We start from the raw sequence: 20199 nt of genomic DNA, 5'->3' as shown, positions 1-20199 counted from the left end.
TCGGCGCGGTTGAGCGCGCCCTGGCCGACGATGAACATCGGCTTCTGCGCCTTGGCCGGCGGATGATCGACAAACTGCGCCAGGCTGTCGGCACCGGCGCCGAGATAGGTGTAGTCGTAGGTCAGGTCGGCCTTCTCGCCGACGACGCCGATCAGCACATTGCCCTGGCGCCAGCGCTTGCGGATGCGGGCGTTGAGCACCGGCGCTTCCCGGCGTGGGTTGCAGCCGATCAACATGATGGCATCGGCCTGCTCGATGCCGGCGATGGTCGAATTGAACAGGTAGCTACCGCGTCCATGTTTCGGATGCAGCGGCGAACCCGGATAGCGCGCGTCGATATTCTTGACGCCGAGCGCCGTCATCATCGACTTCAGCGCATACATCTCCTCGACACCGGCGAGCTGGCCGGCGAGCGCGCCGACGCGCTCGGACTTGGCCGGCCGCATTTTGTCGGCAATCGCGGCGAAGGCTTCCCGCCAGGTCGCCGGCCGCAGGCGGCCGTTCTGACGGATATAGGGCTGGTCGAGGCGCTGCGTGCGCAGACCGTCGACGACGTGGCGGGTCTTGTCGGAGATCCACTCTTCGTTGATGTCGTCATTGGTGCGCGGCAGGATGCGCATCACCTCGCGGCCGCGCGCGTCGATGCGGATGGCGGAGCCGAGCGCATCCATGACGTCGATCGACGGCGTCTTCGACAGTTCCCACGGGCGCGCCGCGAAAGCGTAGGGCTTCGAGGTCAGCGCGCCGACCGGGCACAGATCGACCACGTTGCTTTGCAACTCCGAGGTCATCGCCTGTTCGAGATAGGTCGTGATCTCCATATCCTCGCCACGACCGATGGCGCCGAGCTCCGGCACGCCTGCGACTTCCGTCGTGAAGCGGACGCAGCGGGTGCAATGGATGCAGCGGTTCATCGACGTCTTGACGAGAACGCCGATATACTTGTCCTCGACGGCGCGCTTGTTCTCCGAATAGCGCGAACTGTCGACGCCATAGGCCATCGCCTGATCCTGCAGATCGCACTCGCCGCCCTGGTCGCAAATCGGGCAATCGAGCGGATGGTTGATCAGCAGGAATTCCATCACGCCTTCGCGCGCCTTCTTCACCAGCGCGGTCCGGGTATTCACGACGGGCGGCTCGCCATTCGGACCGGGGCGGCAGTCGCGCACGGCCCAGGCACATGAGGCGACAGGCTTCGGCGAACCCTTCAGTTCGACGAGGCACATGCGGCAATTGCCGGCAATCGACAGCCGCTCATGGAAACAGAAGCGCGGAATTTCCGCGCCGGCCACTTCGCAGGCCTGCAGCAGCGTGTATTCCGGCGGAACGTCGACTTCGATGCCGTCGACCACAAGTTTGGTCATCGCACGAACTCCTGCGGCATCACTTTCCCCATAGCCAGGCGGCAACCGCGCCGCAGGCCCCGACCGCGGCCGAGAGATAGGCAACCATCGGCCCGATCCCATCTGCCCCCTGCTTCCAGATCGCGCCACCGACGGCGCAGAAGATCAGAAACAACGGAAGCATCATGACGAAGGCCTGCGCAGGCGCCATTGCGCCGCCACGCGTGAAATATGCGAAGCCGCCGATAAAGACCAACGCTCCGGCCGCGATCGTCAGCTTGCCGGTCCACGCCAGCTCCGCGGGTGTGCGGTTGCGCGCCTTCGGCGGCGGAACGTATTCGTGCGGCGCTGGCGGAATCTCGTAGGCCATGACCGTGCCTCATGCCTTCTTCGGCCGGCAATCGGGGGGCAGGACTCCCTCGCGCGTCATCGCCGCGCGCACGAAGGCGTTGGTCTCCCTGCCGAACGTCTGGAGAAATTGCGGATCGCTCGCGAGCGTTTCGCACAGGAACGGCAGCTGGTCCTTCACCTCGTATTCGCAGGACTTGATCCATTCCGGCTCCTTGGCGAAGGCGTAGATCACCTCGCCGCAGGCATAGAGCAGATACGACACGAACGACTTGTATTGCTCGAACACCAGCCGGTCGCCCGCCTTCAGCCTGTCGTAGTCCGGAGCTCCGAATTGCGGATAGCGGAAGTTCAGATCCGCATAGGCCAGATACACCTGACGCGCGGCGCTGGCGCGGTTGTTCTGCCGGATCTCGCCGACCTGCACGACAATCGCGCCAAAGCCGATCATCGCAATGCAGGCAGACGCAATCTGCGCCCAGTTGCCGAACCGCTGCCACCACTGGCTTTCGGAGGCCATCGCTCATCACTCCGCCGCCACCCTCACCGGATCAGGATGCGGATTCGCAGCGTATTGGTCGATGCGCTCTTCAATCTCGTGACGGAAATGCGCGATCAATCCCTGGATCGGCCAGGCGGCCGCGTCGCCGAGCGCGCAGATGGTGTGACCCTCAACCTGCTTGGTCACGTCAAGCAACTGGTCGATTTCGCGCTTGTGCGCGCGCCCTTCGGCCATGCGCGACAGCACGCGCCACATCCAGCCGGTGCCTTCGCGGCACGGCGTGCACTGGCCGCAGCTCTCGTGCTTGTAGAAATACGAGATGCGCGCGATCGCGCGGATCAGGTCGGTGGACTTGTCCATCACGATCACCGCCGCGGTGCCGAGGCCAGACCTGAGCTTGGCGAGCGAGTCGAAATCCATCGGGCAATCGATGATCTGCGCCGCCGGCACCATGCGGACCGACGAGCCGCCCGGGATCACGGCTTTCAGATTGTCCCAGCCGCCACGAATGCCGCCGGCATGTTTCTCGATCAGCTCCCGGAACGGGATGCTCATCGCCTCTTCGACATTGCACGGCCTGTTCACGTGGCCGGAAATGCAGAACAGCTTGGTGCCGACATTGTTCGGCGCGCCGAATGAGGAGAACCACGCGGCGCCACGCCGCATGATGTCGGGAGCGACCGCGATCGACTCCACGTTGTTCACCGTGGTCGGGCAGCCATAGAGACCGACATTGGCGGGGAATGGCGGCTTCAGCCGCGGCATGCCCTTCTTGCCTTCAAGGCTTTCAAGGAGCGCTGTCTCCTCGCCGCAGATATACGCGCCCGCGCCATGATGGACGTAGACGTCGAAGTCGTAGCCGTGGATGTTGTTCTTGCCGATCAGCTTCGCCTCATAGGCCTGATCGACCGCCGCCTGCAGACGTTCCCGTTCTCGGATGAACTCGCCGCGGATGTAGATGTAGGCGGCGATCGCGCCCATCGCGAAACCGGCGATCAGGCAGCCCTCGATGAGAAGATGCGGATCGTGCCGCATGATCTCGCGATCCTTGCAGGTACCGGGCTCGGACTCGTCGGCATTTACGACGAGATAGCTCGGGCGGCCGTCCTTGCTCTCCTTCGGCATGAACGACCATTTCATGCCGGTCGGGAAGCCCGCGCCGCCGCGTCCGCGCAGCCCCGAGGCCTTCATCTCGTTGATGATGCCGTCGCGGCCACGTTCGAGGATGGCCTTGGTGCCGTCCCAGGCGCCGCGCTGACGCGCGCCCTTGAGGCCCCAGTCATGTTGGCCATAGAGATTTTTGAAGATGCGGTCCTTGTCGGCGAGCATCACTTCTTCCTCTTGTCCGAGGAGTCGGCAACCGGCGGCTTCGGCACGGCGGCCTCGCGGACCCTCGCGGCGGCGCCCGGCTTCTTCGCGTCGGAATCGGTGAGAGCCGGTCCGGATGTTTTCGGCGCGCTTGCTCCCTCCAATGCGGGTTCGAGCAGCGTGGTCGCTCCGCCAACGGGTGCCGAGAATTGCCGGTCGATCTGCGGACCCGGCTTCACTTCCTTGCCGGCCGCAAGGTCGTCGAGGATCTTCGCGAAGCTCTCAGGCGTCAGGTCCTCGTAGAAGTCGAAGTTGATCTGGGCCATCGGCGCATTCACGCAGGCTCCCAAGCACTCGACCTCCACCCAGGACAGCGCGCCGTCCGGCGTCACGTCGAATTGATGCCCGATCCGCTTCTCGCAGACATGGATCAGGTCTTCCGCGCCGCGCAGCCGGCACGGCGTCGTGCCGCAAAGCTGCACGTGGAAGCGTCCGACCGGTGCGAGGTTGAACATGGTGTAGAAGGTCGCGATCTCCATGACGCGGATATGCGCCATGTCGAGGAAATCGGCGACGTAGCGGATCGCAGCTTCCGGCACCCAGCCGCCGGCCTGCTCCTGCGCCTTCCAGAGCAGCGGAATGACCGCGGAAGCCTGGCGGCCGTCCGGATACTTGGTCAGCTGCTTCTTCGCCCATTCGAGATTTTCGGGCGTGAAGGCGAAATCCTTCGGCTGCTGCTCTTTAGGCGCGAGACGACGAACGGCCATTATCGATCGACCTCCCCGAACACGATGTCGAGCGAACCAAGAATGGCCGACACGTCGGCCAGCATGTGGCCCTTGCAGAGAAAATCCATCGCCTGCAGATGCGCGAATCCGGGCGCCCTGATCTTGCACTTGTACGGCTTGTTACTGCCGTCGGCGACGAGATAGACGCCGAACTCGCCCTTCGGCGCTTCGACCGCGGCATAGACTTCGCCGGCCGGCACGTGGAAGCCTTCGGTGTAGAGCTTGAAGTGATGGATCAGCGCTTCCATCGAGCGCTTCATCTCGCCGCGCTTCGGCGGCACCACCTTCTGGTCGTCGGCTGACACCCGCCCCTTGCCGTCCGGCGCATTCAGCTTGGCGATGCATTGCTTCATGATGCGAACCGACTGGCGCATCTCTTCCATGCGGATCAGATAGCGGTCGTAACAGTCGCCGTTCTTGCCGATCGGAATGTCGAAATCCATTTCGGCATAGCATTCGTAAGGCTGGTTCTTGCGCAGGTCCCAGACCGCGCCCGAGCCGCGCACCATCACGCCAGAGAAGCCCCACTTCCAGGCCTCCTCCAGCGACACCACGCCGATATCGACGTTGCGCTGCTTGAAGATGCGGTTGCCGGTGAGGAGCGCGTCGATGTCGTCGACCGTCTTGAGGAACGGATCGCACCACGCCTCGATATCGTCGATCAGCTTCTGCGGCAGGTCCTGGTGCACGCCGCCGACACGGAAATAGGCCGCATGCATGCGCGATCCCGACGCGCGCTCGTAGAACACCATGAGCTGTTCGCGCGGCTCGAAGCCCCAGAGCGGGGGCGTCAGCGCGCCGACGTCCATCGCCTGCGTGGTGACGTTGAGCAGATGCGACAGGAGCCGGCCGATCTCGCAATACAGGACGCGGATGAGCTGGGCGCGGCGCGGCACTTCGAGACCGAGGAGCTTTTCCGCGGCGAGGCAGAAGGCATGCTCCTGATTCATCGGCGCGACGTAGTCGAGCCGGTCGAAATACGGGATCGCCTGCAGATAGGTCTTCTGCTCGATCAGCTTCTCAGTGCCACGATGCAGCAGGCCGATATGCGGATCGACGCGCTCGACGATCTCGCCGTCGAGCTCGAGCACAAGGCGTAGCACGCCGTGCGCCGCCGGATGCTGCGGACCGAAGTTGATGGTGAAATTACGCTCGCCGGAGGTCTCGGCCATGTTCTTGTTATCCCTTGGCCTCGTCGCCACCAGGCGCGAACTGAGCGAACACTTCCGCGCCCGTCATGTTGTGTGTCTTGTTGGCGAAGTCGTAATAGGCCGGCTTCTCGTCGATGAAGATCTGGGCGGTGAAGGCGATGTCCTTCACGTCATCGAACGCTTCGGCGGACACGAAATACGAATCCTTCCCGATCAGCCGGTAATAAAGCGGCGTACCACACGCCTTGCAGAACCCGCGCTCGGCCCATTCGGATGAGCGATAGACGCCGACCTTCGACTCGTCAGCGATTTTGAACGACGTCCCGCAATCCCTCACCATGAAGGGGCCCGCGGACCAGCGCCGGCACATGCTGCAATGGCAGGCGCCGACCTCGTGGTTTGCAGGCGTTGCGGTGAAGCGCACCGCCCCGCAGAGGCAGCCGCCCGAGACTGCGCCTTCGGCCATCACGCCCCCTTCCCGCCGGCAGGTCCCGCCTTCTCGTCACCAGGAAGCCGATAATCCGTTCCTTCCCACGGCGAGAGAAAATCGAAGTTGCGGAATTCCTGATTGAGCCGGACGGCCTCGTACACAACGCGCTTCTGCGCGTCGTCCCAACGCACCTCGACAAAGCCGGTCAGCGGGAAATCCTTGCGCAGGGGGTGCCCCTCGAAACCGTAATCGGTCAGGAGCCGGCGCATATCCGGATGGCCGGTGAACAGCACTCCATAGAGATCGTACGTTTCGCGCTCGAACCAGTCGGCGCCCGGAAACTCGGCGATGATCGAAGGCACCGGCGTGTTTTCGTCGGTGCTCACTTTCACACGCACGCGCGCATTCTGCTTCGGCGACAGGAAATGGTAGACGACGTCGAAACGCTGCTCACGCTGCGGGTAGTCGACCGCTGTCACGTCGACGATGTTCCAGAACTGGCAGCGCGGGTCGTCGCGCAGAAAGCGCACGATCTTGACGATGTCGGCTGCCTTCGCAGCGACATTCAATTCGCCATACGCGATCTCGAAGCCGGCCACACTGCCCGGCAGCCCCCCCAAGATCGCCTCGCCGATCGCCTGCAGCTTTTCGCTCATGCCTAGCGCTCAATCGTCCCGATCCGGCGGATCTTCTTCTGCAGCAGCAACACGCCATAAAGCAGCGCTTCCGCCGTCGGCGGACAGCCGGGAACATAGATGTCCACGGGTACGATGCGATCGCAGCCGCGTACGACCGAATACGAATAATGATAGTAGCCGCCGCCATTGGCGCAGCTTCCCATCGAGATCACGTACCGCGGCTCCGGCATTTGGTCGTAAACCTTGCGGAGTGCGGGCGCCATCTTGTTGGTCAGGGTGCCGGCAACAATCATCACGTCCGATTGCCGCGGCGACGCGCGCGGCGCGAAACCGAACCGCTCGACGTCATAGCGCGGCATCGACAGCTGCATCATCTCGACCGCGCAGCAAGCGAGTCCGAAGGTCATCCACATCAGCGAGCCGGTGCGGGCCCAGGTGATGAGGTCATCGGCGGTCGTGACGAGGAACCCCTTGTCGGCGAGTTCCGCATTCAGACCGGTGAAGAACTGATCGTCCGAACCGATCGGTTTGCCGGTACGCGGGTCCAGAATGCCCTTCGCGGCGGGTGCTGTGACGGCGGTCATGTTTGGTTCACCGGATGAAGGGGAGCATGATCAATCCCGAACCCCGCTTCACGCGGCTCGACATCGCGCTCTAGTCCCATTCGAGCGCCCCCTTCTTCCATTCATAGATAAAGCCGATCGTGAGAACGCCAAGGAAAACCATCATCGACCAGAAACCGAAGAGGCCCAGATCGCCAAACGCGACCGCCCAGGGGAACAGGAACGCGACTTCGAGATCGAAGATGATGAAAAGGATGGCCACCAGATAGAACCGCACGTCGAACTTCATGCGGGCATCGTCGAACGCATTGAAACCGCATTCGTAGGCCGACAGCTTTTCCGGATCGGGCTGGCGGTAGGCGACAAGGAAGGGCGCGATCAGCAGCGCGGAACTCAGCCCCAGCGCGACCGCAATAAACACCACGAGCGGAAGATAGTCCTTGAGAAGCTCGCTCATGTTTCTCCTTGCAAGGTCAGGCGAGCGGTCAGGCTCACCAAAACCTCATTTATCGACCGTCAGGCAGCGGAACCGCCCGATTGCCCACACCCGGCCCCAGCTCGGATTCGTTCCAAGAAGGAAGTCGGCGCAGCCTTAGCGCAGCGCTTTTGCGCCCGCAAGCGCCCGAAAAGTCTCAAATAAGCACTCTCCACCGGGCAATCCGGTGATAGGAATGAGCGGGCGTTGCGCGGTGTTTGAGGGCTGCATCCTAGGGGGATTTGCGGGCATGTCGCGGACGGCGGAGATCGTCAGCCCAGGCAATACAGGCGAAGGCGTGCTCGGACGCCCCGGACTGTCCTTTCTCCGTGGTGACCGGATCGCGATGGCCCTCGCGATTCTGGCGATTCTGATTCTGGTGGTGTTCCCGATCGTCTCCCTCCTGCTCGGGAGCCTTCGCGCGGATGGCGGCGTGAGCATCGGGAACTTCCGCGAGGCGCTGTCCGGCCGCCTCTATGTCCAGGCAATCCTCAACTCCCTGATTCTCGGGCTCTGGACGGCGGTGTTCAGCGTCCTGATCGGTCTGCCGCTGGCCTGGGCGGTGGCGCGGACCAATGTGCCGTTCAAGACGCTGATCCGGCTCACGGCCACCCTGTCCTACCTCTCCCCGCCCTTTCTGACCGCGATCGCCTTCGTCAATCTGTTCAGCCCGAATGCCGGACTGATCAACGCATTTTTGCGCGACGTGGTGGGCGCGCCGTGGCTGGTCTTCAATATTTTCTCGATGTCCGGCCTCGTCCTGGTGACGGTCCTGCACACCTTCCCGTTCGTGTTCCTGCTGGCGAGCTCGGCGCTGCAGTCCGTCGATGCCTCTTATGAGGAAGCCGCGCAGATCCTCGGCGCCGGCAAGATCAGGACGGCCCTGTCCGTGACCCTGCCGCTGGTCCTCCCGGCGATCCTGTCCGGCACCCTGCTCGCGTTCGTCAACGCCATCGCGTTGTTCGGCTCGCAGGCGATCATCGGACTGCCCGCACGGATTGTAACACTACCGACCCGCATCTACGCATTGTTCGACTTTCCGCCCGAATACGGACTCGCGTCCGCCCTGTCGCTGGTCTTCATCGGTGTCACGGTCGCCGCCCTGTTCCTGCAAAGGCGGTTCCTCGCACGCCGGTCTTACGTGACCCTGTCAGGCAAGGGATCGCGTCCCCAGCTCGTCGATATCGGGCGTGCCCGCTGGGTGCTTCTCGGTTTCGCGCTCGCGGTCTTCGTCGTCGCGATCATCCTGCCTTATGCGGCGCTGATCGCAGTCTCGATCTCGAAATCCTGGGGCCTGGAATTCTGGAAGGGCATCACCCTCGCCAATTATCGCTTCATCCTGTTCGAGTATGACGTCACACAGCGCGCGATCGTGAATTCGCTGATCCTTGCGACGCTCGCCGCGACGTTCGCGGTGGCAATCGGCGCGATGATCGGCTGGATCGACCTGCGCACGACATTGCCGGGACGCAAGCTGCTCGACTATGCCGCACTGATCCCGCTCGGTTTGCCCGGCATCGTCATGGCGGTCGCGCTGATCCAGTTCTGGCTGGCAACACCCTTCGCACTCTATGGCACGCTGACGATCCTGCTGCTTGCCTATGTCGGCCGCTACGTGCCGCTCGGCGCGCGCGCAGCCAACGCCTCGATGCGGCAGGTCGACCCCTCGCTCGAAGAGAGCGCGCGCATCCTCGGGGCATCCTGGGGTTTCACCATGCGGGAAGTCACATTGCCCCTGATCCGGCCCGGACTGTTTGCCGGATGGCTCCTTGTCTTCGTACCGGCGATTCAGGAACTGAGCGCGTCGATCCTGCTGTTCAGTTCCAGTTCGATCACGCTCGCGGTCGCGGTCTACAATCTCTACGAGACCGGCTACACTGAGCCAGTCGCGGCGCTAGCGATCATCAACGTCATCATCATCGCCGCCGCTATCTGGATTGCGAAAAAGCTCGGCGGCGAGACCGAGCAGACGACAGCATGATGCGAACAACGACATCATGCACATCATAAGAACGAAAATGGAGGAACGCGCAGTGAGGGAGAATGGCAGGCATTGTCCTTGACGGCGTAACCAAGACGTTTGGCCGTTCGACCGAGATGGCGGCCGTGAACGATGTCTCTCTCGACATCGCAGACAATCAGTTCGTGACCCTGCTTGGCCCGAGCGGCTGCGGCAAGACCACGACGCTGCGCCTGATCGCTGGCTATCTCACACCCGACGCCGGCACCATTCGCATCGCCGGCAAGACCATGTCCTCTCCGCAGGGCGTCGTGCCGCCGGAGGAACGCGGCATGGGCATGGTGTTCCAGAATTATGCCGTGTGGCCGCACAAGACGGTGTTCGAGAATGTCGTGTTCGGCCTGCGTGTGCGCAAAGTCCCAAAGGACGAAGCGCGCAGCAAAGTCGAGGCGATGCTCGCGCTGGTCAATCTCGCCGGCCTCGCGGATCGTCTGCCGGGCCAGCTCAGCGGCGGCCAGCAACAGCGGGTCGCGCTTGCACGCAGTCTCGTGGTGGAGCCGCGCATCCTTCTTCTCGACGAGCCGCTGAGCAATCTCGACGCAAAGCTGCGCGAGCGCATGCGCACCGAGCTCAAGCAGTTGCAGCGCCGCACCGGCATCACCTTCATCTATGTGACGCACGACCAGGCCGAGGCGCTGGCCCTCTCCGACCGTATCGCGGTGATGGATCGCGGCCGGCTGCAGCAGGTGGCGACGCCGCAGGAGATCTACGCCCGGCCTGCGAACCGCGTCGTGGCCGACTTCATGGGCAACATCAATGTGCTGCCGGCGCGTGCGGTGGATGGCGGTCTCTCGCTCGACGACGGGCCGCGCGTTGCGATCGAACTTCCGTCCGGTATCCGTCCGGGCGACGCGGTCGATCTCGTTGTGCGTCCGGAGAATATTTTGCTCAATGGGTCGGATGCTCCGCTGAGCGGTACCGTGACCGAGCGCACCTATCTCGGAAACCTGTGCGAATACGACATTCGTCTCCAATCGGGCCGCAGCCTGCGGGCGCAGACCCATCCCGAGACCGTCCACGAACACGGCAGCACGGTCGGGATCGCGTTCGAGACAAGCCGCGTCAGCGTATTTCGCGCGGCACAGAGCGACCAGCAACAACAATCCGGAGGACAGCCATGATCGTGCGGATGCTCGCCGCGGGCGCTTTGCTCACATCCATGACGCTATCCGCGTCGGCGCAGCAGGCGGACCTCGCCGCCGCGAAGAAGGAAGGCAAAGTCGTCTGGTACACCTCGACCCCGGTCGAAACCGCAAACAAGATCGCCAAGCTGTTCGAGGCCGAGACCGGCATCCGTGTCGAACTGTTTCGATCCGGCGGCTCTGCGATTCTGCGGCGCTTCCTTCAGGAACAGCAGGCCGGCCGTATCGCGGTCGATGTGCTGACGACGTCCGATCCAGCCGCGTCCGCTGCGCTCGCACGCAAGGGCACCTTCGTGCCGTTCAAGCCGGCTCACTTCGACAAGGTGCCGGAGGCCGGCAAGGATGCCAACGGCGCGCATGTTGCGCAGCGCCTAAACCTGATCACGATCTTCGCGCGCAGTGACAAGGTGCCGGAAGCCGACATGCCGAAGAGCTGGGCCGATCTCACCGATCCCAAATACAAGGGCAAGCTGGTGATGACCGATCCGTCATTCACCGCACTCGGACTGATGGTGGTGGCGACGCTGTCGAAGGATTTCGGCTGGGACTATTACGAGAAGCTGCGCAAGAACGACATCATGGTCGTGCAGGGCAACCAGCAGGTCTCAGACATGCTAAAGCGGGGCGAGCGGCTGATCGCGGCCGGGGCGCTTGACTCCTACGCAGCGGACGATCGCAAGGCCGGACATCCGATCAAGACGATCTATCCCGCCGACGGTGTCTTCATCATCCCCGCCCCGACCGCGATCGTGAAAGGCTCGCCCAATCCGAACGCCGCCAAGCTGTTCGCCGAGTTCATGCTCACTGACGCTGCGCAGAAGCTGTTTCCGGAGGACGGCGGCTATGCCGCGCGCATCGATATCGATCCGCCGGCCGATGCGGCGGCGCTCGGCACGCTCAAGGCGATCCCTGTCGATTACGACGCGGTCGAGAAAGACACCGCGCGCGTAAAGCGCCGCTTCAACGAAATCTTCCAGTGACGCGTCGTCGACGCAGCAACAACTCGGAAAGGCTTTCTGTTGACCTCCACCAACGGGAACTCCAGAAAGGCCGCCACATAAGCCGATATCATTTCGGCATTTCGGAAGGCTCCACATGAATCAACTGGCGCGCGTGACCGGCACCGAACACTGGACCAACAAGGGAGAGGACGTCAGGCTGTTCCTCTGGAACAAACGTCTGGCCGACGCATCAACAGCGGCAGGCACGATCCTGTTCGTGCATGGCTCGTCGATGGCATCGCAGCCAACCTTTGACCTGCAGGTGCCGGGCCGTACGGATTCGTCCATCATGGATTGGTTTGCGCGCAAGGGTTACGATACCTGGTGCGTGGACATGGAAGGATACGGCCGCTCCACGAAAGATCGCGACAACAATGCGCCGATTGCGCAGGGCGCCGATGACTGCAAGGCGGCAGCCGACTACATCGCCGGATTACGCGGCCCGGCCCCCCTCCTCGTTTACGGCATCTCGTCAGGCGCGTTGCGAGCGGCGATGTTCGCCGAGCGCTATCCCGATCTCGTTGGCCGTCTCGCGCTCGATGCCATGGTGTGGACCGGTGAGAACTCTCCCACGCTGCATGAGCGGAAGAAGAAGCTCGCGGAGTTCCAGGCGACCAACCGCCGTCCGATGAGCAAGGAATTCGTCTATTCGATCTTCAACCGGGACCACCCGGGCGCGGCGGACGACAGTGTCATCGAAGCATTCGCGGACGCCATCCTTTCGCTCGATGATTCGGTTCCGACCGGAACCTATGTCGACATGTGCTCGAAACTGCCGGTGGTCGATCCGGAGAAGATCACGATGCCCACCATCGTCATGCGGGGGCAATGGGACGGGATCGCGAGTTTCGACGACCTGATCGAATTCTTCCGGCGGCTTCCGAATCCCGACAAGCAATTTGCCGTGATGCCGGGCATTTCGCACGCAAGCTTCCAGCAGAAAAATTACAGGCTCGTGTATCACATTTTGCACAGTTTCTTCTCGCAGCCTGAGCCCGTCTATCGCGGCTAGCCTTCGCGTTCCGGTCAAAAGCCGGCCATACCCTCGCCTTATGTGAATCCTGTGGGGGTGTGGCAGGAACGCGAATTGCGTCCGCCGAAGGCTTGCGACAAGATTGCCGAATGCGGGTGACAGGAAGCGAGATTCGATTCGCGATCGGGATTGCGTTCGCGGCACTGGTCGCGTCGTCCGGACTGACATCCGGATCGGCTGCGCAACCGGGCATCACGACATATGAGACAGCCGCGCTCTCGGCGCAGGCCAAGAAGAAGCCTGCAAAGAAGCGCAGCAAAGGCAAGGCGGCCGGGACCGAGCAGCCCGCAAGCGCTCAGGACGGCCCGCCTCCACGCACGCCCTTCTCCGCAGCAGACCAGGCCGTCGCTGCAATCGCGAACATGCCGGACGCCCGCTTCTGGGCCGACTCGGAGACCGACTATCTGCGTGCGCTGCCGCCCAAGCCTGGTCCGTGGCTTATCCTCTCGACCGGCGGCGAGGACGGCGCATTCGGCGCCGGACTTCTCGGCGGATGGGCGAAGGCCGGAACGCGTCCGGAATTCTCGCTGGTGACCGGCGTGAGCACGGGCGCATTGATCGCACCTTTCGCGTTTCTGGGTTCTCGCTTCGACGATCAGCTGCGCGACGCGTATACCACGATCAGCGCCATCGACATTTTCGAAGTCGGCGGCAAGGGCGAAAGCTTTCTCGACACGTGGCCGCTGCACGGCCTGATCGAAAAGCGCGTCACACCTGAACTGCTCAAGGCGATCGCGGCCGAACACGCGCGCGGGCGGCGGCTGTTCATCCTCACGACCAATCTTGATGCCGGACGTCCCGTTGTCTGGGACATCGGAGCGATCGCTACGCGCGGCGACAAGGCCGCCCTCGACCTCGTGCGCAAGGTGATGATCGCGGCAATCAGCATTCCGGGTGCCTTCCCGCCCGGCTTCATCGAGGTGGAAGGAAACGGCCGCAAATTCCAGGAGATGCATGTTGACGGCGGACTGGCCGACCAATTCTATATCGCGCCCGATTCCATGCTCGTCAGCACAGCAACTTCCAAACTTCCTGCGACCGATTTTTACATCATCGCCAACATGAAGCTGAATTCGGATTTCGCCCTGACCGAACGGACGACGCTCAGCATTCTGGGCCGGACGGTCAGCACCGCGATCAAGTTCGTGACCCGCAATGCGATCGACCGCGCCTATGCGACGGCGAAGCGAAGCGGAATAGGTTTCTACGTGGCTTATATCGATCCGAGCTTCAGTGCCCCGGCGCGTGGCCCATTCGATCCCGATTATATGAAAGCCTTGTACGAAGTCGGATTTGCCAAGGGTGCCGGTCCCGCTCCATTCTTGCGCGAGCCGGCGGACTTTTCCAATCAGCCTAAGAAGGTTGCACGCTAAAGCCCAAAAGGGAAAGCACATGACCGTTGCTCGATTGGCTCTTGTTGGATTTCTCGCCCTCGCTGCCGCGCCGGAAGCCCAGGCTGCGGCCAAGAAGGCGAGCCCCGGAGGCGGAAGCTTTGACGGGCTGTGGAGCGTTTTGATCATTACCGAAAAAGGCACCTGCGATCGTGGCTACCGCTATGCGGTCCGTATCAAGGGAGGCCGGGTCGGGCATGCGGATCCATCGAATTCGAGCTTTCGGATTTCCGGGAACGTCGGCGGCGGCGGCGCCACCCGCGTGAGTGTGACGCGCGGTGAACAAAGCGCCAACGGAACGGGACGGCTCTCTGCCAGCGGCGGTTCTGGTCGCTGGCAATCCGCCAAGGGCGAATGCTCCGGCATCTGGCAGGCCGAGCGGCGCGGCAGCTAGAATAGCGGCGCGGCCACCCTATCTGTAGCCGGTCGTGACCGCGCAAATCTGCGCGGGGCAACTTCGTCCGCGCATGGGATGGCCAACATATTCTCCAACATTGTCGAACAGGCCCGCCTGACGTCTCAGGCACTAATCGAATTTGGCAGCAGCCTGTTCGAGCCGACCGTCCGGCTGGGCGTCACCGGTCTGTCGCGCGCCGGCAAGACCGTATTCATCACCGCGCTGGTACACGGTCTGCTGCGCGGGGGCCGCTTTCCGGTGTTCGAGGCCATGGCGTCCGGCCGCATCGCGCGCGCGCGACTGTCGCCGCAGCCAGACGACACCGTTCCCCGCTTTGCCTACGAGGCGCATCTGCAACAGCTCCTGACCGAGCGGCAATGGCCGGAATCGACAAAGCAGATCAGCGAGCTGCGCCTCATCATCGAGTATCAGTCGCAGAATCGCGCGATGCGCGAACTGACGCTCGATATCGTCGACTATCCCGGCGAATGGCTGCTCGACCTGCCGCTGCTCCGGCAGAGCTATGAGGAATGGTCTGCGGAGACGATCCGTCTGTCACGGGAAGGAGACCGCGCGCATCTTGCGGGTGCGTGGCATTTCGAGATCGCGGCGCTCAATCCGAATGCAGCGGCGGACGAAGCTTTGGCGCAGACGGTTGCACGGCACTTCACGGATTATCTGCGCAGCTGCCGCGAGGAGCGCTTCGCGCTCAGCCTGCTGCCGCCCGGACGTTTCCTGATGCCGGGCGAACTTGCGGACTCCCCCGCCCTGACCTTCGCACCGCTTGACCGGCTGGAGGGATCCGCGCCGTCCGGATCGTTGTGGGCGATGATGCGGCGGCGCTACGAGTCCTACAAGGATGCGATCGTGCGTCCGTTCTATCGCGATCATATCGCGCGGCTCGATCGCCAGATCGTGCTGGTTGATACACTGACCGCCCTGAATGCCGGACCCGACGCGATCGGCGACCTCGAACGCGCGCTCACCGCCATTCTCGACAGCTTCAATGTCGGCCGCAATTCGATCATCTCCTCGTTGTTTGCGCCCCGGATCGACCGCATCCTGTTCGCCGCAACCAAGGCGGACCTGCTTCACCACACATCCCACGACCGGCTTGAGCGTATCCTCGAGCGGCTGGTCAGCGACGCCGCGAAGCGCGCGGACTATTCCGGCGCACGGATCGACGCGATCGCGATGGCCTCGGTGCGTGCCACGAGCGAAGCGCATGTCAGCGGGCCGACCGGCATGCTGCACGCGATCATGGGCGTGCCGATTGCGGGGGAACGCGCGGGCGGCCGCACCTTCGACGGCGAGTCTTCGATCGTGATCTATCCGGGCGACCTGCCGGTCAATCCGGACGCGATCTTCGAGCCTGGCGAAAGCCGCTTCCGCGGCCTGTCTTCGGCTTCCTCGGATGAGGCGGATTACCGGTTTCTGCGCTTCCGCCCGCCCGCACTGGAGCGGACCGATGCGGGCGTGCCCGCCCTGCCCCATATCCGTCTGGATCGCGCTCTGGAATTCCTGATCGGAGACCGCCTGCGATGACTGCCCGTCCGCGCAAGCCGGCGATCTTCTCGCCGGACGACCCCAACGTCATCGTGACTGCGGTAAAGGAAGAGCCGCTGATCGATCTGCTGGCGCAGGCCGATGCCGAAACGCAGCAGCTTCCGGCCGTGGCGTCTGCGACCAAACCGCGACGCTGGTTTCCGTGGCGCAAGATCCTGTTCGGCGCAGCCGGCGGTTTGATTTCGCTCGGTATCGGGCTCGCCGTCACAAAACTGATCGAGGACCTGTTCGCACGATTTGAAGCGCTCGGCTGGATTGCGCTTGCGCTGGCGGGCCTCGCGACGCTCGCGCTCCTCGTCATCATCGCGCGCGAACTCGCGGGATTGTCGCGGCTCGCCAGGATCGACAGCCTGCGCAAGCGCGCGACCGAAACGCTGACGACCGACAACCGCGCCGAGGGTCAGGCGATCCTGCGCGATCTGATGACGATCGAGAGCCAGGTGCCGCACCTCGCTCGCAGTCGCGCGAAACTCGAAGCGCATTTTTCGGAGATCATCGACGGCGCCGACCTGATCCGGCTGGCCGAGCGTGAATTGATGGCGCCGCTCGACCGCGAAGCGAGGCAACTCGTCAGCAATGCCGCGAAGCGTGTCTCCATCGTTACGGCTGTGTCGCCGCGCGCCGCGATCGACATCTTTTTCGTTCTGATCACCGCGCTCGGGCTCGCCCGCAATCTTGCGCTCCTGTATGGCGGCCGTCCCGGCACGCTCGGGCTGATCCGCCTGATGCGTCACGTGATCGCCCATCTCACGATCACCGGCAGCATGGCTGCGGGCGACAGCCTGATTCAACAGGTGATCGGTCATGGATTGGCAGCGAAGCTGTCTGCGCGACTTGGCGAAGGCGTGTTGAACGGCGTTCTCACCGCCCGGCTTGGAATCGCCGCGATCGAGGTGACCCGTCCCCTGCCTTTCGCTGCCTTGCCGCGTCCTACTCTGAGCGAGGTCGCGGGCGGCGTGGTGAAGAGCGCGGAAAAGGCCGAGGGGAAGTAGCCGGATTTCGTCAGAAGCCCTGGATCACACCCGAGTCCACGAGAAGGCGGTTGAAGCGGCGTGCTTCCGCGCCGTCCTTGCAGCGATAAAACAGCCCCTCACAACGCTCCAGGATGCGCTTCTGCTCTGCGAAGGTTGAATCGAGCGGCAAGCCCGCGGCCTCCTGCACGACCAGCGGCAGATAGGGAGCATCGAGTGCGTCCCGTGCGGACGACAGATCGACCGGCGTGAAGTTGATGGTGTCGATTGCATAATACGCGCTGAAGAAGCGCGGGTCGCGTTCCATGATGTGCTCGGCGATCTGCGCATCCGTCATCTTCGGTTCAAGCAAACGCGGAGCGATCGACGGCGGATGATCGCCGAAGCGGACAATCAGGAATGACTCGTCGGGATAGGTTCGTTTCAGTTTCTCGACAAAGGCCTTGTAATCGCGCGCACTGATCGCCTGACGACGAACATATTCGTCGGTTTCAGCGTCCGCGTTCAGCGGCTTCCAGTCGGGCGTCAGATCGGGGCGGTAGCGATTGGTCCACGGGAAGTGGTTCGCGGCCGTGTAGACGAACATGAAGAGCGGATCGTCTCCCCGCTCCTTGGCAAACAGCTTCAGCGCCTTGTCGAAATAGAAGCTATCCGGCTCGACATCGCCCGCGCCCATCTCGTGCGCGTCGATCATCCGATCGATCCCGGCGCTCTTCTGAAAGCGACGCGCACTCAGGAACGCCCCATAGGCGGGATAGAGCGTGAAGGTCCTGTAGCCACAGCGGCGCAACGCCTGCGGCAGTCCGCGCTTGATGCGACCGGCCGCCAGCCGCGTGACGTAGAAGCTCATGCGGCCGAAGGACCGGGTCGAAAGCCCGGTGAGCACATTATACTCGGTATACCAGGTCGGTCCCCCGGCCGCTTCCGTGATCAGGATGCGCGATTTACCGTCGGCAGATGCGAAGTGCCGCCCATAGCCGTCCGGCACGTTGACGCCCGGCGCCCTGCGAATGTCGAAGCTCGACTCGTCCAGCACCATGATGATGTGCGGACGCTTGCCCTCCGGCTTGCAATCGTCATCCGCCGGTAGCGGTTTGAGCCGGCTCGCAACCGCCCGGTCGAAGTCGAGCCAGCCGCTGCTCGAAAGCTCGGAGAGAGAGACCACCATAGAGCGCGCGAAATTCGAGACGTGGTTCACACCCTGGAACGGTTCATGCGGCTCTTCAGGAATCTCGTTCGAGAGCCCGACGATCGCGACGAGACTGACGCAACCGACCACCGCAGAGGCGATCCGTGGAATTCTGGTCCGATCGAATGTCCAGAGGAGAATCGCCAGGGCCAGGCCCGCAAGCACCGCCACACAGGTGGCGAGCCTCAGGCCCGGCATCACCGACAGGAGGAACGACAGGCTGTCCGGATCGATCACCATGACGTCGAGGAACGTCGCCGTCATCCAGGTGATCTTGAACTTGAACTGCGAGACGAGGATCAGAAGCTCGAGGATGGCCAGCGAGAGCGCGGCAGCCAGCGCGGCCCGGCGCACCATGAGCAGGAACACGCAGTTCAGGAGTATCCAGGTAAGGAGGAAGATGCCCTGCCCGAACCAGCCGAACTCGGTCTGGAAAAGGCGGATCAGCACCCAGACATTGAGCGCGATGGTCAGAACAACGGACGGCCAAAGGCGGCGCGGAGCGGAGGCGCCGCGCAGACGGGACAAGGGACTGACAATCGACATGACCGTGACAAACCCGCGTCGCGAAAGGAACGCCGCGAACACCGTGTCATCATTCTGTAACCAAATCGTCATGACAAGCGTCCGCGTCGCCGCAGGCAACCCGCCGTACCAAAAATTTTTTCGCTGAAAGACGCTGGCGCGACTGCGCGCGCGCACCTACGTTCTTGTCGTTCCTGGTGAGGGAACACCCTTCGTTCTTCACCCAGGAGCCGTCCGATGGACGCGAGCCACAGCGCTCTCCAGCAAACCGTCACCCTCAGGCAGGCCAAGAAGCTCGTTCAGTGCATGGCGCACGAACAGAGCTTTCTCCTTCTTTCGCCTCCCGGCGTCGGCAAATCCGAGATGGTCTTCCAGGCCGCGGCGGAAGCCGGCCTGCCATGCCAGTCGCTCCTCGGTACCCAGATTGCTCCGGAGGATGTCAGCGGCGTTCCAAGGATCGTGGGTGAGCGGTCGGTGTTCTGCCCGCCCCGGCTTCTTCTGCCGGAAAATCCGCAGAGCTTCTGCCTGTTTCTGGACGAGTTGCCGGCCTGTGCGCCGGACGTTCAGAAAGCTTTCTACTCGCTGCTGCTGGAGCGCCGCCTCGGCGAGCACACACTGCCCGCCGGCACCTGGGTGGTCGCTGCCGGCAATCGCCAGCAGGACCGCGCGCTTGTTCGCGCGATGAGCTCGGCGCTGGTCAACCGCGTCACCATTCTCAACCTGCGAGTCGATGTGGAGGAATGGCAGGACTGGGCGCGCAAGGCCGGCATCCGCGCCGACATCCGAAACTACATCTCGTTCATGCCTGACGCGCTCATGCGGGAGGTCCCGCATGAGCCTCAGCCATTTTCCACGCCACGAGCCTGGGCGCTGCTGTCTCAGGCGCTCGACAAGGCGGAGACCTCGGGCATCCTCAATCACGAAACGCGCCGCGCCCTCGCCTTCGGCCGCCTGTCGGCGGAAGACGCCGCAGTATTCTGCGCGCTCGCCGAAGAGACTGTCAGCACACTGGCGTCCGTCGAGACCTACATCGAGCGACCCGAAGCGCTCCCCAAGGGCGAAACCGCACGCTGGTTCGTTCTCAACGCGATCCGACAGAACGTCGCCGCCGGACGCCTCGGTAAGATCAAGCCGCGCGCGGTCGCGCGCTTCCTGCGCAGCCTGCCAACGGAAAGCCAGCTGACGCTGCTGACCGATCTGGTCGAACAATGGGGCGCGCTTGGTGCCGACAAGGCGATGCTTGCGCTGCTTCGCACGGTGACGAAGCAATGAACGTTGCCGCCGCGACATTACCTGATCGAAATGCCGAACGGGCAACCCTGAAGCGGATCGAGAACGGGCTCCGAATGGTGACGGTGCCGCTGCCGCATCTTGCGGGGCTCGCTGCGGCGGTGCGCGTCAGTCTCGACTGGCGCGTA

At 63.2% G+C, this 20199-nt stretch carries 20 protein-coding genes; 9 read left to right on the top strand and 11 right to left on the bottom strand.

What is annotated here, in order from left to right:
* The 10 genes from nuoG to VNZ93_RS15230 form a co-directional block, all read right to left on the bottom strand.
* The coding region (nuoG, locus tag VNZ93_RS15275) for an NADH-quinone oxidoreductase subunit NuoG (protein WP_325706709.1) at window positions 1-1364 on the bottom strand (1364 nt) is incomplete at its 3' end.
* Between the two features lie 19 nt (window positions 1365-1383).
* Window positions 1384-1713: a hypothetical protein gene (locus VNZ93_RS15270; protein ID WP_325706706.1), complete on the bottom strand. Its 330-nt coding sequence runs from the start codon at window positions 1711-1713 to the stop codon at window positions 1384-1386.
* 9 nt (window positions 1714-1722) lie between these two features.
* Entirely contained in the window at window positions 1723-2211 is a 489-nt protein-coding gene (locus VNZ93_RS15265) for a hypothetical protein (RefSeq protein ID WP_325706704.1), read from the bottom strand.
* Window positions 2212-2217: 6 nt separating this feature from the next.
* Window positions 2218-3522 (bottom strand): NADH-quinone oxidoreductase subunit NuoF, encoded by a 1305-nt coding sequence (nuoF, locus tag VNZ93_RS15260; protein WP_325706701.1) that lies wholly within the window; start codon window positions 3520-3522, stop codon window positions 2218-2220.
* Window positions 3522-4268 carry an NADH-quinone oxidoreductase subunit NuoE gene (nuoE, locus tag VNZ93_RS15255; protein ID WP_325706697.1) on the bottom strand — a complete coding sequence of 249 codons (747 nt, stop codon included), beginning with the start codon at window positions 4266-4268 and terminating at the stop codon, window positions 3522-3524. Before nuoE ends, nuoF begins: the two co-directional genes overlap by 1 nt.
* The gene (locus tag VNZ93_RS15250; protein ID WP_325706694.1) at window positions 4268-5461 is read right to left on the bottom strand and encodes an NADH-quinone oxidoreductase subunit D; all 1194 of its coding nucleotides are present in this window, start codon (window positions 5459-5461) and stop codon (window positions 4268-4270) included. Before VNZ93_RS15250 ends, nuoE begins: the two co-directional genes overlap by 1 nt.
* Before the next feature lie 7 nt (window positions 5462-5468).
* On the bottom strand, window positions 5469-5906 hold the full coding sequence (locus VNZ93_RS15245) for a GFA family protein (protein WP_325706691.1): 438 nt from the start codon (window positions 5904-5906) through the stop codon (window positions 5469-5471).
* Window positions 5906-6526, bottom strand: a complete 621-nt coding sequence (locus VNZ93_RS15240; RefSeq protein ID WP_325706688.1) for an NADH-quinone oxidoreductase subunit C — start codon at window positions 6524-6526, stop codon at window positions 5906-5908. Before VNZ93_RS15240 ends, VNZ93_RS15245 begins: the two co-directional genes overlap by 1 nt.
* Window positions 6527-6528: 2 nt before the next feature.
* The gene (locus VNZ93_RS15235; RefSeq protein WP_325706685.1) at window positions 6529-7092 is read right to left on the bottom strand and encodes an NADH-quinone oxidoreductase subunit B family protein; all 564 of its coding nucleotides are present in this window, start codon (window positions 7090-7092) and stop codon (window positions 6529-6531) included.
* A gap of 70 nt (window positions 7093-7162) precedes the next feature.
* Window positions 7163-7528 (bottom strand): NADH-quinone oxidoreductase subunit A, encoded by a 366-nt coding sequence (locus VNZ93_RS15230; protein ID WP_325706683.1) that lies wholly within the window; start codon window positions 7526-7528, stop codon window positions 7163-7165.
* Window positions 7529-7796: 268 nt separating this feature from the next.
* Here VNZ93_RS15230 and VNZ93_RS15225 point away from each other — a divergent pair, with 268 nt between their 5' ends.
* The 8 genes from VNZ93_RS15225 (at window position 7797) to VNZ93_RS15190 (ending at window position 17088) form a co-directional block, all read left to right on the top strand.
* Window positions 7797-9527, top strand: coding sequence for an iron ABC transporter permease (locus VNZ93_RS15225; protein WP_325706680.1), 1731 nt, complete (start codon window positions 7797-7799; stop codon window positions 9525-9527).
* Window positions 9528-9589: 62 nt separating this feature from the next.
* The gene (locus VNZ93_RS15220; protein WP_325706677.1) at window positions 9590-10687 is read left to right on the top strand and encodes an ABC transporter ATP-binding protein; all 1098 of its coding nucleotides are present in this window, start codon (window positions 9590-9592) and stop codon (window positions 10685-10687) included.
* Window positions 10684-11688 carry an extracellular solute-binding protein gene (locus VNZ93_RS15215; protein ID WP_325706675.1) on the top strand — a complete coding sequence of 335 codons (1005 nt, stop codon included), beginning with the start codon at window positions 10684-10686 and terminating at the stop codon, window positions 11686-11688. The genes VNZ93_RS15220 and VNZ93_RS15215 overlap by 4 nt, the downstream gene beginning before the upstream one ends.
* A gap of 115 nt (window positions 11689-11803) precedes the next feature.
* Window positions 11804-12721 carry an alpha/beta hydrolase gene (locus VNZ93_RS15210; protein WP_325706672.1) on the top strand — a complete coding sequence of 306 codons (918 nt, stop codon included), beginning with the start codon at window positions 11804-11806 and terminating at the stop codon, window positions 12719-12721.
* A gap of 110 nt (window positions 12722-12831) precedes the next feature.
* Window positions 12832-14115 carry a patatin-like phospholipase family protein gene (locus VNZ93_RS15205; RefSeq protein ID WP_325706669.1) on the top strand — a complete coding sequence of 428 codons (1284 nt, stop codon included), beginning with the start codon at window positions 12832-12834 and terminating at the stop codon, window positions 14113-14115.
* Between the two features lie 19 nt (window positions 14116-14134).
* On the top strand, window positions 14135-14527 hold the full coding sequence (locus tag VNZ93_RS15200; RefSeq protein WP_325706665.1) for a hypothetical protein: 393 nt from the start codon (window positions 14135-14137) through the stop codon (window positions 14525-14527).
* A gap of 78 nt (window positions 14528-14605) precedes the next feature.
* Entirely contained in the window at window positions 14606-16075 is a 1470-nt protein-coding gene (locus VNZ93_RS15195; protein ID WP_325706663.1) for a YcjX family protein, read from the top strand.
* On the top strand, window positions 16072-17088 hold the full coding sequence (locus VNZ93_RS15190; protein ID WP_325706660.1) for a TIGR01620 family protein: 1017 nt from the start codon (window positions 16072-16074) through the stop codon (window positions 17086-17088). Before VNZ93_RS15195 ends, VNZ93_RS15190 begins: the two co-directional genes overlap by 4 nt.
* Window positions 17089-17098: 10 nt before the next feature.
* Here the strand turns inward: VNZ93_RS15190 and VNZ93_RS15185 are convergent, their stop codons facing one another.
* A complete protein-coding gene (locus tag VNZ93_RS15185) occupies window positions 17099-18874 on the bottom strand; it encodes a sulfatase-like hydrolase/transferase (protein WP_325706657.1) in 1776 nt (591 codons plus the stop codon).
* Window positions 18875-19018: 144 nt separating this feature from the next.
* Here VNZ93_RS15185 and VNZ93_RS15180 point away from each other — a divergent pair, with 144 nt between their 5' ends.
* Window positions 19019-20053 (top strand): AAA family ATPase, encoded by a 1035-nt coding sequence (locus tag VNZ93_RS15180; protein ID WP_325706654.1) that lies wholly within the window; start codon window positions 19019-19021, stop codon window positions 20051-20053.
* Window positions 20054-20199 lie beyond the last annotated feature (146 nt).

It is taken from the genome of Pseudorhodoplanes sp. (assembly GCF_035565795.1).
Taxonomy (GTDB): Bacteria; Pseudomonadota; Alphaproteobacteria; order Rhizobiales; family Xanthobacteraceae; genus Pseudorhodoplanes.
Note: the sequence above shows the minus strand (reverse complement) of the source record. Positions and strands in the feature narration are given on the sequence as shown.

Bases quoted from the DNA above. Each gene is read 5' to 3' on its own strand.
- VNZ93_RS15270 (WP_325706706.1), bottom strand. From the start codon at position 1,713: ATGGCCTACGAGATTCCGCCAGCGCCGCACGAATACGTTCCGCCGCCG.
- VNZ93_RS15265 (WP_325706704.1), bottom strand. From the start codon at position 2,211: ATGGCCTCCGAAAGCCAGTGGTGGCAGCGGTTCGGCAACTGGGCGCAG.
- nuoF (WP_325706701.1), bottom strand. From the start codon at position 3,522: ATGCTCGCCGACAAGGACCGCATCTTCAAAAATCTCTATGGCCAACAT.
- nuoE (WP_325706697.1), bottom strand. From the start codon at position 4,268: ATGGCCGTTCGTCGTCTCGCGCCTAAAGAGCAGCAGCCGAAGGATTTC.
- VNZ93_RS15250 (WP_325706694.1), bottom strand. From the start codon at position 5,461: ATGGCCGAGACCTCCGGCGAGCGTAATTTCACCATCAACTTCGGTCCG.
- VNZ93_RS15245 (WP_325706691.1), bottom strand. From the start codon at position 5,906: ATGGCCGAAGGCGCAGTCTCGGGCGGCTGCCTCTGCGGGGCGGTGCGC.
- VNZ93_RS15240 (WP_325706688.1), bottom strand. From the start codon at position 6,526: ATGAGCGAAAAGCTGCAGGCGATCGGCGAGGCGATCTTGGGGGGGCTG.
- VNZ93_RS15235 (WP_325706685.1), bottom strand. From the start codon at position 7,092: ATGACCGCCGTCACAGCACCCGCCGCGAAGGGCATTCTGGACCCGCGT.
- VNZ93_RS15230 (WP_325706683.1), bottom strand. From the start codon at position 7,528: ATGAGCGAGCTTCTCAAGGACTATCTTCCGCTCGTGGTGTTTATTGCG.
- VNZ93_RS15225 (WP_325706680.1), top strand. From the start codon at position 7,797: ATGTCGCGGACGGCGGAGATCGTCAGCCCAGGCAATACAGGCGAAGGC.
- VNZ93_RS15220 (WP_325706677.1), top strand. From the start codon at position 9,590: ATGGCAGGCATTGTCCTTGACGGCGTAACCAAGACGTTTGGCCGTTCG.
- VNZ93_RS15215 (WP_325706675.1), top strand. From the start codon at position 10,684: ATGATCGTGCGGATGCTCGCCGCGGGCGCTTTGCTCACATCCATGACG.
- VNZ93_RS15210 (WP_325706672.1), top strand. From the start codon at position 11,804: ATGAATCAACTGGCGCGCGTGACCGGCACCGAACACTGGACCAACAAG.
- VNZ93_RS15205 (WP_325706669.1), top strand. From the start codon at position 12,832: ATGCGGGTGACAGGAAGCGAGATTCGATTCGCGATCGGGATTGCGTTC.
- VNZ93_RS15200 (WP_325706665.1), top strand. From the start codon at position 14,135: ATGACCGTTGCTCGATTGGCTCTTGTTGGATTTCTCGCCCTCGCTGCC.
- VNZ93_RS15195 (WP_325706663.1), top strand. From the start codon at position 14,606: ATGGCCAACATATTCTCCAACATTGTCGAACAGGCCCGCCTGACGTCT.
- VNZ93_RS15190 (WP_325706660.1), top strand. From the start codon at position 16,072: ATGACTGCCCGTCCGCGCAAGCCGGCGATCTTCTCGCCGGACGACCCC.
- VNZ93_RS15185 (WP_325706657.1), bottom strand. From the start codon at position 18,874: ATGACGATTTGGTTACAGAATGATGACACGGTGTTCGCGGCGTTCCTT.
- VNZ93_RS15180 (WP_325706654.1), top strand. From the start codon at position 19,019: ATGGACGCGAGCCACAGCGCTCTCCAGCAAACCGTCACCCTCAGGCAG.